The organism is Bacillus sp. C1 (assembly GCF_054570475.1).
In genome coordinates this window covers 62,081-74,170 of record NZ_JBTMZT010000005.1, presented here as the reverse complement: position 1 = coordinate 74,170, position 12,090 = coordinate 62,081, and the positions used below count along the sequence as shown (strand labels likewise).

The window sequence follows — 12,090 nt, the reverse complement described above, 5'->3', positions numbered from 1 at the left end:
AAAATATACCTTTTTTTCGTTCTATTTACAATCAAAATTACTATTGACAAGACAAAAAGATAAAATTATATTATTTAAAGAGTTAGTATTGATAATCATTATCAATATGTAAACTATCAACAAAAATGGTGATTTCTAGAAGAATACAATGAATATATAAGCATGAAATATCTATCCTATTAGAAAGCTATATATTACATCCAATTCATACAAAGGAGAAAAAAATGAAAAAATTATTCATTTCACTTTCAGTTTTATTTGTATTCGTTATGAGTGCTTGTAGCAATGGCTCTACAGACAAGAAGAACGACGCAAAAAGTAGCAAGTCAGAAACAATTACATACCAGTCTGAAAATGGTAAAGTTGAAGTTCCTGCAAATCCAAAGCGTGTTGTTGTACTCTCATCATTTGCAGGTAACGTCATGTCTTTAGATGTAAATCTTGTTGGAGTAGACTCATGGTCTAAACAAAACCCACGTTTTGATAGCAAATTAAAAAGCGTTGCTGAAGTATCAGATGAAAATGTTGAAAAAATCGCTGAATTAAATCCAGATTTAATCATCGGTTTATCAAATGTTAAAAATGTTGATAAGTTAAAGAAAATCGCGCCTACTGTAACATTTACATACGGAAAAGTTGATTACTTAACACAACATGTAGAAATTGGTAAATTATTAAATAAAGAAAAAGAAGCACAAACTTGGGTTGACGATTTCAAGAAACGCGCTCAAACAGCAGGAAAAGAAATTAAAGCGAAGATCGGTGAAGATGCAACCGTTTCTGTTATCGAAAACTTCAATAAACAAATTTATGTATACGGCGATAACTGGGGCCGTGGAACAGAAATTCTTTACCAAGAAATGAAATTAAAAATGCCTGAAAAAGTAAAAGAAAAAGCATTAAAAGATGGTTACTATGCATTATCTACTGAGGTGTTACCTGAGTTTGCTGGAGATTACTTAATCGTAAGTAAAAACAAAGATACTGATAACTCATTCCAAGAGACAGAGTCATACAAAAACATTCCAGCAGTAAAAAATAATCGTGCATTTGAAGCAAACATGATGGAATTCTACTTTAATGATCCACTTACATTAGATTTCCAATTAGACTTCTTCAAAAAGAGCTTTCTTGGCCAATAATACAACAGTGAGGAATTCTTAATTTAAGAATTCCTCTTCCTTTATTCTATGAAAAGAAATGATGTGAATCTGATGACAAAAGATGATAATATACGTTCCACCGCTTTTACATACAAATTCATTTTAGGAATTGTTGCATTCTCTCTTATTTTTATGGTCGCAATGGTATTCGGTGCTGCCGATACTACCATAAAAGATGTATGGTTAGCACTTACCTCTTCTGCTAAAGGAGATAAGTTATCCATTATTCGTGAAATACGATTACCACGTGAGGTTGCAGCCATTTTTGTAGGGGCTGCCCTCGCTGTATCTGGCGCTATTATGCAAGGACTAACACGAAATCCACTTGCCGATCCAGGGCTACTTGGACTAACAGGTGGTGCAAATGCCGCACTTGCACTGACAATTGCTTTTATTCCTTCTGTTAGTTATCTTTCCTTAACAATTGCTTGCTTTATCGGTGCAGCAATTGGCGCTATTATGGTTTTCGGAATTGGTATGGTCAAAAAAGGTGGGCTTTCTCCCCTTCGAATTGTACTAGCCGGTGCTGCTGTTTCAGCATTTTTACTCGCAATTTCAGAAGGCATTGGCATTTACTTTAAAATTTCACAAGATGTATCCATGTGGACTGCTGGGGGCGTAATTGGAACGACTTGGAGCCAACTCCAAATCATCATTCCAGTTATTTCAGTAAGTATATGCATCGCTATTTTACTTTCAAAGAAATTAACCGTTCTTAGTTTTAGTGAAGAAGTCGCTATTGGATTAGGTCAAAAAATTATTTTCATTAAAACAATTTTATTTATTATCATCATCCTACTTGCTGGTGCTTCTGTAGCACTTGTTGGAAACATGGCATTTATCGGCTTAATGGTTCCTCATATGGTTCGCCCAATCGTTGGTCCAGACTATCGCTTTGTCATCCCAATGTCAGCAATCACCGGAGCCTCCTTTATGCTACTTGCAGATACAATCGGACGTACAATTCATGCACCATATGAAACACCAGTTGTTGCAATTGTCGCTATTGTAGGATTGCCATTCTTCCTATTCATCGTACGTAAAGGAGGAAGATCATTCTCATGATGCAACGATCTATTGTAAAAAAACAACGTCTTATTATACTTGCTTTACTTGTACTCACTATCACAACAATTGTAGTGGGGATGGGGCTTGGCTCTGCATCTTTATCTTATGATCGATTAATTCCAACGCTTCTGGGACAAGGAACTTTTAAAGAAGAATTCGTTTTGTACTCCCTTAGATTACCTAGAATTGTTATTACCCTATTAGCTGGTATGGCGCTTGCTTTATCAGGAGCTATATTCCAAGGAATTACTCGAAACGATTTAGCCGAACCTGGTATTCTTGGAATTAATTCAGGTGCTGGCGTTACAGTTGCTCTTTTCTTTTTATACTTTCCAATAGACGTAGGTTCATTTATTTACTTACTACCAGTCGTTGGATTTATCGGTGCTTTTCTTACAGCTTTTCTTATCTACGTATTTTCATATAGTAGAACAGAAGGACTTCAGCCAATACGGTTAACACTAACTGGGATTGGATTTGCATTCGCCCTTTCAGGGACAATGATTGTACTTATTTCATCCGCTGATCGTGTGAAAGTAGACTTTATCTCAAAATGGATTGCCGGAAACATTTGGGGAGATGACTGGATCTTTGTTTTAGCAATGCTTCCTTGGTTAGTTATACTCATTCCATTCATTTTCTATAAAGCAAACCGTTTAAATATCCTTTCCTTGAACGAACAAGTTGCAATTGGAGTCGGCATTGAAATTGAAAAAGAACGCCGCATCTTATTAATAGCAGCTGTCGCATTAGCTGCCGCTGCCGCTTCAGTAACAGGAGGAATCAGCTTTATTGGACTAATTGCTCCTCACATCGCAAAAGCTTTAATAGGCCCGAGACATCAAATGTTCATGCCTATCGCCGTTTTAATCGGTGGATGGCTATTGCTACTAGCAGACACGATCGGTCGTCACATCGTCGAACCTAGCGGAATTCCAGCAGGCATTGTCGTTGCTTTAATTGGGGCACCTTATTTTATGTATTTGTTGTTGAAGAAATAGAAAAATCCCTTGAGAAGAAAAATATTTCTCTCAAGGGATTTTTTATTTCTGTTATTGTAGGCCATATCCTGTAAACTTTTTCTTTGGCGTTACTATCTCTTCTTCTGGCAATAAGTTCGTTTCCTCAATACGATCCGTCCCGACCGTCACTACATTGAAAGAAGGAATTCTTATCGATTAAAATGGTCAATATATATCATTTTAGTATTAACTCTAACTATTTTTAACTTCTTTTACGTACCCCCACGTTTCTCCTTTATCTTTTGATTGATAAAGTGCGCTACTATCACCATTGTAATCTCCATCTGATCCTTGTCCAACTAACATATTCAATACGCCATCTTTCTCATAAGGCATGCTTGGAAAATCAAAAGGAGTTATTGAGTGTCCGGTATCTAATTTTACTTCATGGTGTATATAACTTACCTTTTTAAAAGAGATGCCTCCATCATCTGTACGATATAACTCTCCCTCTGTACCAGCCGCATTCTTTCTCCCTAAAAATCCAAGTTTATCATTTATAAAGGTTATTCCTGCTGCACTACCAAGTGCTTCACCAAATGGATCTCCATTTATAACTTCCCATGTTTTACCGCCATCAATCGTTTTGTTTAGTGAATAAAACGTACTACCTAATGCTTTATCTGTAACTTTAAGTTTATAGCCAACTTCTTTTGATAGGTAAAACTGTTCTTTGTCATTAATTACCTCTTGTTGCTGCTCTTTAGAAATCTTTGGATTTGGTTTACTCCAATTCGGGTAACCTATTAAATGATATCTAGCAGGTATTATCTCTTTCTCTTTTCCAGGAACAAATATAGATACAGTGTATCCAATTATTTCAGAAGTAGCTTCTTCAAGCTTATACTCCTTACCGTCTTCACTAATATTAATGATTCCCTCTTTATTATATCCCCAATTCCTTTTTCCATAATAAACTAATCCATATTTATTTTTACTCCATCTACTAACTTTTTGCTTAACTGGAATAGCCTTAACTGTTTTAATTAAAGGTTCTACTAGTTTATCATCATCATAATCAGCATTTGCATATCCATTCCGTATGATAGTAACATCTTGTGACTTACTTTTATTATAATCTATTAAGTAAGTTTCTTCTTTCCCATCGGTATTTTTCCCATAAACAAATGTATAAAAAGATGTTATTGTTCCATCTGAATTAAATTCAAGGTCAAAATTATTTGCCAAATATAATTTCTTTGACAACGTATATTTTTTATTTATATCTTCAAAAATACCTTCTACTCCATATTTATATATATTATCATGTTCAAATTTAACTGATCTTTCATTTTTTACTTTTTCTATAAACCATGCAAGTTTGCCTCCATAATTTGTTGCACTTTTATAAATCTTCATTCCATAAAATGATGTTATTACAACAATAATTATAATAGAAATATATTTCCATACACTTCTATTCATTAATTTTTTAGAGTCATATTCTTTTTCTTCTATAATTCTGATTGTAGTAAATGTAATGATACATATAAAAAATATTATACATGCTAGTAAAATATAAAAATTATTATTAGCTCTTCCATACATACAAAATAAGGCTAACTCATAACAAAAAATCCAGTATCCAATTATGAATATTGGATTTGTTAATAATGATATACATATCCTTTTTATATTTTTCCTAAGTATATAAATCCCTCCTGACCAAATTTGTTCATTATATTATATAAGTATACCCTTTTTTCTAAATATTACTATAAATCATTTGATTATGTACGAGTTAAAGTAACCGGTATTAAAGACAAATAAAAAAGCACTCTATCCTGTAAAGATCAGTGCTAATTTCTTCATTCTAATTTTTATTACAATGATTCCGGTAAACTAAAAACCTCTCATTTCCATTCTTCTCATAAGCCCCCAGCAACCGAACTTCCATCTTCAATTCAAACGCCGTCTGATTCTCTAGGAAAAAGATATAATCCTCTGATGGATAGTACAAAATAATTTCTATATCTCTTTCTACTTCCTCCGCCGAAAGCAATATATTATTTACGACATTCATAAACACCTGCACAGAAAACGGATTAAAGAAATAAAAGCGATTGTCACGTGAATCAATTTGATATTCTTGTGCTAAACAGCATTGAAATTGAATTTTCTCTTTACTACGCTTCGCTTTCCTCGCATAACGTTCTAAGTTTTCCATCGCTTCTTTATAAAAAATCTCGTTCATCTCTATCCCAACAGCTGAAGCACCACATATATGGTGGATATAGAAATTTAGCCGCCCCTTTCCGCATCCAAAGTCAACTACTCGGTCATTACTTGTTAATTCATATTGTTGAAATAACGCTTCTAGCGCACTATATGGTGTTGGTTCATAGCGATGATAATGTAAAGATTTATTGAATCCTTTTTGCTCTCCTACCGTTTTTATATTTAGTACTGCATCATAGTATTGTTCGTTCATTCGTTTTCTCCTATTAAAACATAATACTTTCATTATACAACACTATAAAAAGCCTGATTGCATCAGGCCTTTACTTTAAATCGTATTATTTTAAGGCTTCCAGTACCGTTGCCTTTAATATTTTTACACCATCTATAATGCAAGCCTCATCAAAAACCATATGAGGATGGTGTAATCCTGGCTTTAAATTCGCTCCTAACCCTAACATAACCGCTTTTAAATGTGGTCTCTTAACTGTGTAATAGTGAAAATCATCGCTCCCTGTCGTAATAAGTGGTGGTGCGCATCTTTCTTCTCCATATACTGCAAGAATCCCTTTCCGCATGAACTGTTCCGCCTCTTCTGACACTTCTGCCCCAGGTGCAATATCGACCCATTCATAAGAAATATCCAGTCCCATTGATCCAGCTGATTGAATAACATGCTCTACCTTTTTCATTAACTCCTCTAGTAGCATATTATTCTCTGCCCTAGTATCTAAACCAAATACGCCATTCCCTGGAATAATATTTAAATTGTCGCCGCCAGCTTGGCATTTCGTCATTTTGACAGAGTACGATTTTTGCGGGGGAAGCCAAATATTTTTCAATCCTATATTAATCATAGATATAACATCAATAGCGTTCACCCCTTGATGTGGCCTTGCACCGTGTGCATCATCTCCGTGTATGTGCGCTTCTAAAAATCCTGCTGCTCCGTGGCGAATAGATGGTGCCGCTTGTTTTAAAGGTAGCTCCTCAATTGGTCGTAAATGAACACCAAATAAGTAATCTGCATCATCTACGGCCCCCTTCTCTACCATCTTTAAAGCACCGTTCCCTTTTTCCTCTGCTGGCTGGAAAATAAATCGAACCGTTCCTTTTTCCCATACTGCATGTTTCAACTGCAAAATAAGTCCCAGCGCAATCGTCATATGAGCATCATGACCACAAGAATGATTCGCCCTAAACTGTCCATCTACTTCTTGCCATAACGCATCCATATCTGCACGAATCGCGATAACCGGCTTCCCGCTTCCTATTTCAGCAACTACTCCTGGACAATCATCAAAAGCTGTATATGAAATTCCTTCTTCTTCAAGAAATTTAGTAATATAAGCTGTCGTATTATATTCTTGCCAACTAATTTCAGGATGCTTATGCAAATACTGAAAAATTTCATGTAAACGCTCTTGAAACGCTACTGTTTTCATTTTTCCTAGCTCCTTCCTCCGCTAAAAGAAGTTCTTTGAAGGGTATTTAAATCCAATTTGATTTTCTAACAGATACATTATGGTTATGAAGAACAAACAGAGACCTTCACTCATTTTCTCCTTCTGTTTTCACATGGAATGGGGCTAAAAAAAGGCACTTACCCCGATATGCCTGGCCGGATGCTCCCATCCATCTGAAAAGAATGGTTTGATGTTAGTTTTTTAATTGGATTTATATATAAAAGTCCTATTCCGAAAAACATATTGAATATTCACGTAAATGTCAAGAGATTGTCGCCCTATTTATTTTGAAATATAATAAAATATATAGGTTAATTCCGAAAATTCTTTTTATAACATTCATCATTCGTCCAAACTTCTTATAGATCATTGTAAAACCAAATAAACAAGTCCTCTACAAAGGAAGGAGTTCATCCAATGAAAATTACAGCCATTCATCTTTATGCAATTCGTTTACCACTTCGCAATCCATTTATTATTAGCTACGGCACTTACCCTGATATGCCTTCTATTATTGTAAAAATCGAGACAGATGAAGGAATCGTCGGTTATGGCGAAGGAGTAGCTGATGATCACGTCACAGGTGAAACATGGGAAAGCACCTTCCATGTTTTAAAACATACATTAGCACCAGCCCTAATCGGTGTAAACCCAATGAATCTCGAGAAAATACATGACATCATGAATCAAATGATTTACGGTGTTCCGACCGCAAAAGCTGCGATTGACATCGCTTGCTTTGATGTAATGGGAAAAAAATTAAAGCAACCTGTCTATCAACTCATTGGCGGTCGTTACCATGAAGAGTTTCCGATTACTCATGTTTTAAGCATCGCTTCTCCAGAAGATATGGCAGAAGAAGCTGCGTCCATGATAAATAAAGGTTATCAATCTTTTAAAATGAAAGTCGGAACAGATGTCAAAAAAGATGTGGAGAGAATTGAGGCTGTACGTGAACGAGTAGGAAATAATATCGCAATTCGTGTTGATGTAAACCAAGGTTGGAAAAACAGCGCAAATACATTAACCGCCCTGCGCTCACTTGGGCATGTAAACATTAACTGGATTGAACAACCTGTTATAGCTGACGATATTGAAGCAATGGCCTATATTCGCTCCAAAACAGATCTTCCACTTATGATCGATGAAGGATTAAAAAGTTCTCGTGAAATGCGTCAAATTATTAGGCTGCAAGCAGCTGATAAAGTGAACATTAAACTAATGAAATGTGGGGGCATTTATCCCGCTGTCAAACTCGCTCATCAAGCAGAAATGGCTGGAATTGAATGTCAAGTGGGCTCCATGGTTGAATCATCTGTTGCCTCTTCCGCCGGATTCCATGTTGCCTTTTCGAAAAAAATTATTACAAGCGTTGAGCTAACAGGACCATTAAAGTTCACGAAAGATATCGGAAATTTATCGTACGACATACCGTTCATTCGCTTAAACGAAGAACCAGGACTAGGCGTTGAAGTGAATGAAGATATATTACAAGAATTAACTGTTTTTCAAGACATTGTGCGTTAAAGGAGAGCCACATTATGAACATTCTTTATAAAGGAACATTAAAACAAAACGAGCAAAGCTTTCAAGTTACACCATTATCTTTAGATCACATGGAACAAATCTTATCCTTACAAAATATTGTAATTGAAGCATTAGAAAATAAAGCTAGCTTACAACCTCTCTTACGCGAGGAATTTCAATATATACTAGATGGTAACGGCATGATGCTTGGTGCCTTTATAAAAGATGAACTCATTGCATTCCGGGCCCTATTAGTTCCTCCTATTGATGAAGAGCATTTAGGACTTGATATCGGTTTAACACATGAAGAATTAGACCGAGTTATCTATCAAGAAATCTCAAATGTTCATCCAAAGTGCCGCGGAAACGGCATGCAGAAAATATTAGCAAAAGTGATTATGGAACAATTAACACAAACAGGCAGCAAATACGATTATGTTTGTTGTACCGTTGCGCCATTTAATATCCCTAGTTTAAAAGATAAGTTTGCACAAGGGATGGCGATCGCTGCGCTGAAGGAGAAGTATGGCGGGAGTATGCGGTATGTTTTTGTGAAGGGGTTGCGTAAGGTTCAAAAAGGAGATTGGACTGATGTTAAAAGTATTCCGATGAATGATACTAGTGAACAACAGGCATTACTTGCAGAGGGGTATCGTGGATATGAGATGAAGAAAATAGATGGAGATTTGGTTGTGAAGTTTGGGCGATGATCTATATGTGAAAATAAGAGAATGCCCCATAAGTCGAAATCTTTGACTAAGTGGTATTCCTTTTTATTTTCTTCTTGGTGAACGGTGCCATAGTAAATGAAATTATATCAGCGATTTTTTGAATATATCGACCACAACTCCAAATATATCAGCGATTTTTAAAATATATCGATTTACCGACAAAGATTGACAATAGTAGCAACCTATATAATAAGAGGAAGCTGTTCCGAAAAGTCTTTGTGGACAGCTTCTTCTACTTTAAGCAATAATACGCACTACTAAACCGTCATCTTCCAACTAGATAATGCTAACCAATCTTCCATTTCCTTATAATCAGGCATTATCTTCCCAACAAGACGCCAAAAAGAACGATCATGATTCAAATGAACCATATGGCACATTTCGTGAACGACTACATAGTCAATTACGCTCGGCGGTGCCATTGCCAGCTTCCAATTAAAGGTTAACTGTAGATTTGAATCACAAGTTCCCCATGTACGGTTACTATCTGAAATACGGATTGAACGCGGTTTTGTTTTAAAGTTACTTTGATAAGATTTAATACGCTTCTCTACTAACGCTTTACACTGCTGATAATAGAATCGTTTTAGGGCTTGTTTTATTTTCTCATCTTCAAGCTCTTTCACATATATATGCAGCTTATCCCCTTCAAACACTGCATTGTCTTGCTGAACATTTGCATCTTGAGAGATTTGTATCGGATATGTATTCCCTAAATATAGAAAGCTCTCGCCTTGATTATAAGCTTTCTCCTGTGGCCCAAGCACTCGCGCCTTCATTTCCTTGCGTGTTTTCTGAATCCAATCCCACTTCCCCTCTAGCAATTGGATTACGTATTCAACAGGTGTTCCTTTAGGAGCCTGAACTTCAACATTTCCGTAAGAATCTATGTAAATACGTACGGATTTTTTCTTCTTGTAATTTATATGAAAATTAATTGTCTCGCCTAAATATGTATGTATCATTTCATCACCTACAGGATTCGTTCATGTTATTTTTACAAATAAAAAAGAGTAGGCTACAAACGTCCTACTCCATCTATTATATCATTTACTGTTTCAACATAAATGTTACAACGCTTATTCCTTATCCTCTATACTTTACAGCTAATCCCTTTATGAAATTCCTTGCATATCTATCGCCGCACTCTTTGTAATTCTTATGACCTTTCTTTCTTAATAAGGCGCCTAGTTCTCCCTTTGTCACCTTAACTCCTACGCTATCTAATATATCAAGCACATCCTCACTCGTTAAAGATAGTGCTATTTTCATTTTCTTTAAAAGGAGATTATTGGCGCTCTCATTGCTCTGTAAAGGTGCCGATTGCCCTGGTTTCGAATCTTGCTTCCCTCTTTTTAAAGTAATAAATCCATTTAAAAATGACTCTAACATCAGCATATCGCATGTTAATACGTAATCATCTTCGATTACATCAGCATTTTCAGCTTCATGCTGGGGACTTTTCTTTACTTTTGTAAGCATATCAACTACTTCTTCTTTCGTTACTTCCATGCCACCAAGTTTAAATATTTCTACCATATCTGTATCTTTTATATCTAGAGCATACCTTACTCTTTTTAATATATCGTTGTTGCTCATTGCCATTGTTTTTCCTCCTGAAATGTTAATTATTTATACAACAGTTAAAGTGCATTCTCCAACATGCTTTAAACTATTATGTTAAATATAATAGTTTCACTAAGAACCGTCCTTAAGATTGTATCTCCGGGCACTTTTAAACTAATGTCCGCTAAATTAATACTTTAACATTTTATCCTGATTAAAGTTTCAATTTATAATAACATTCTCAAATATTTTTCGAAGTTAACTCCTTCTACTTCAGAAATTTGTTCCAAGGAGGTATCATGAATGGCTGCTGTTAAAAAAGCCTCTGCAAGCTGTACAGATTTTTCTAGACCCTCTCCTCGCATCATGCTTCCCATTATGACAGAGGCAAATAAATCCCCCGTACCAGAATAACTTTTACCATTATACGGAATTGTGCTATAAAAGGTTTTATTCCCGTCCAGATACATATTCCCGATAAACTGTTTATCGGGATTTACTGATGGTGGATTCACACCAGTTATGATCACCTTAGCATCAGTTTCTTGATGCAATGTCTTTCCAGCTTCTTCTAACGCTTCGATAAAATCACTTTCATTTAAATAGCTATATAGTTTTTCATAAGATAATCCGGTTAATAGACAGCACTCCGTTACATTTGGTGTAATCACATCTGCACATTTCACAAGTTCTCTCATTCGCACTAGCAATTCTTCTGTAAAAAGTTTATAGGCCTCACCTATATCCCCCATCACAGGATCCACAAGCAAGATGGTTTCTTTTGTATGAAATGTATCTAAAAAACGAAAAATATTATCAATTTGCTCTCGGCCAGTTACGAATCCGGTATAGATTCCATCAAAAGTTACATGAAGCTTGCTCCATTCCTCTTCGAAATATTGCATTTTAGATGTAAAGTCTTCACAAAAAAAACTTGGATAACCTGTTTGTGAAGACAATATAGCAGTTGGTAAAGGACATGCCTGCACCCCCATTACTGAAAGAACCGGAATCGCGGCTGTTAATGAACATTTTCCAAAAGATGATAAATCCTGTATTACAGCGATTTTTTTCATAATAACCTCCATAAGATCTATCCCACTTAAGCTTTATTCATATTATCAAAAATAAAAAACAGGGAACATTCCCGATCATCCCGAGGAAAACTACACCACTTACCTTTCAACTAAGTTAAATAGTTTTCTAACGCTAAAAAACTTACGCCTCCAATTCTACATTCACTAGTAGAAAGCATCTCTTATGATATCGCTGGGAAATATTCGGATTCAATATAGTTTCGCTAATCCTTCTCAAAAAACTAAAAAAAGCAGCGCTCCCTTATTAGAGAGCTGGCTGCTTTATTTTAAAA

11 protein-coding genes are annotated in these 12,090 nt (G+C 35.6%); 5 read left to right on the top strand and 6 right to left on the bottom strand.

The window, feature by feature from the left end; genetic code table 11:
- Window positions 1–224 precede the first annotated feature (224 nt).
- Genes ACX5JI_RS16465 through ACX5JI_RS16455 form a run of 3 tightly spaced genes read left to right on the top strand, consistent with a single transcriptional unit; the run spans window position 225 to window position 3,232 of the window.
- Window positions 225–1,142, top strand: a complete 918-nt coding sequence (locus ACX5JI_RS16465) for an iron-hydroxamate ABC transporter substrate-binding protein (protein ID WP_459502108.1) — start codon at window positions 225–227, stop codon at window positions 1,140–1,142.
- A 48-nt stretch (window positions 1,143–1,190) separates the two neighbouring features.
- Complete coding sequence (locus ACX5JI_RS16460) at window positions 1,191–2,228, top strand: FecCD family ABC transporter permease (protein WP_459502107.1); 1,038 nt, start codon at window positions 1,191–1,193, stop codon at window positions 2,226–2,228.
- Window positions 2,228–3,232, top strand: coding sequence for a FecCD family ABC transporter permease (locus ACX5JI_RS16455; RefSeq protein WP_459502237.1), 1,005 nt, complete (start codon window positions 2,228–2,230; stop codon window positions 3,230–3,232). The genes ACX5JI_RS16460 and ACX5JI_RS16455 overlap by 1 nt, the downstream gene beginning before the upstream one ends.
- A 213-nt stretch (window positions 3,233–3,445) precedes the next feature.
- Here ACX5JI_RS16455 and ACX5JI_RS16450 read toward each other — a convergent pair whose 3' ends face one another.
- From ACX5JI_RS16450 to ACX5JI_RS16440, 3 genes are all read right to left on the bottom strand, one after another.
- Window positions 3,446–4,888, bottom strand: coding sequence for a WD40/YVTN/BNR-like repeat-containing protein (locus tag ACX5JI_RS16450; RefSeq protein ID WP_459502236.1), 1,443 nt, complete (start codon window positions 4,886–4,888; stop codon window positions 3,446–3,448).
- 178 nt (window positions 4,889–5,066) lie between these two features.
- Window positions 5,067–5,684: a class I SAM-dependent methyltransferase gene (locus ACX5JI_RS16445; RefSeq protein ID WP_459502106.1), complete on the bottom strand. Its 618-nt coding sequence runs from the start codon at window positions 5,682–5,684 to the stop codon at window positions 5,067–5,069.
- 85 nt (window positions 5,685–5,769) lie between these two features.
- A complete protein-coding gene (locus ACX5JI_RS16440; RefSeq protein WP_459502105.1) occupies window positions 5,770–6,876 on the bottom strand; it encodes a M20 peptidase aminoacylase family protein in 1,107 nt (368 codons plus the stop codon).
- Window positions 6,877–7,314: 438 nt separating this feature from the next.
- Here ACX5JI_RS16440 and ACX5JI_RS16435 point away from each other — a divergent pair, with 438 nt between their 5' ends.
- Both ACX5JI_RS16435 and ACX5JI_RS16430 read left to right on the top strand, forming a co-directional pair.
- Window positions 7,315–8,424 carry a mandelate racemase/muconate lactonizing enzyme family protein gene (locus ACX5JI_RS16435; RefSeq protein ID WP_459502104.1) on the top strand — a complete coding sequence of 370 codons (1,110 nt, stop codon included), beginning with the start codon at window positions 7,315–7,317 and terminating at the stop codon, window positions 8,422–8,424.
- Window positions 8,425–8,438: 14 nt separating this feature from the next.
- Complete coding sequence (locus tag ACX5JI_RS16430; protein ID WP_459502103.1) at window positions 8,439–9,134, top strand: GNAT family N-acetyltransferase; 696 nt, start codon at window positions 8,439–8,441, stop codon at window positions 9,132–9,134.
- Between the two features lie 278 nt (window positions 9,135–9,412).
- On the opposite strand, the gene ACX5JI_RS16425 is transcribed toward ACX5JI_RS16430, so the two are convergent.
- The 3 genes from ACX5JI_RS16425 to ACX5JI_RS16415 all read right to left on the bottom strand — a co-directional run bounded on the left by ACX5JI_RS16425 (window position 9,413) and on the right by ACX5JI_RS16415 (window position 11,797).
- Window positions 9,413–10,120, bottom strand: coding sequence for a M48 family metallopeptidase (locus tag ACX5JI_RS16425; protein WP_459502102.1), 708 nt, complete (start codon window positions 10,118–10,120; stop codon window positions 9,413–9,415).
- A 121-nt stretch (window positions 10,121–10,241) separates the two neighbouring features.
- The gene (locus tag ACX5JI_RS16420) at window positions 10,242–10,760 is read right to left on the bottom strand and encodes a YehS family protein (protein ID WP_459502101.1); all 519 of its coding nucleotides are present in this window, start codon (window positions 10,758–10,760) and stop codon (window positions 10,242–10,244) included.
- A gap of 188 nt (window positions 10,761–10,948) precedes the next feature.
- On the bottom strand, window positions 10,949–11,797 hold the full coding sequence (locus ACX5JI_RS16415; protein ID WP_459502100.1) for a pyridoxamine kinase: 849 nt from the start codon (window positions 11,795–11,797) through the stop codon (window positions 10,949–10,951).
- Window positions 11,798–12,090 lie beyond the last annotated feature (293 nt).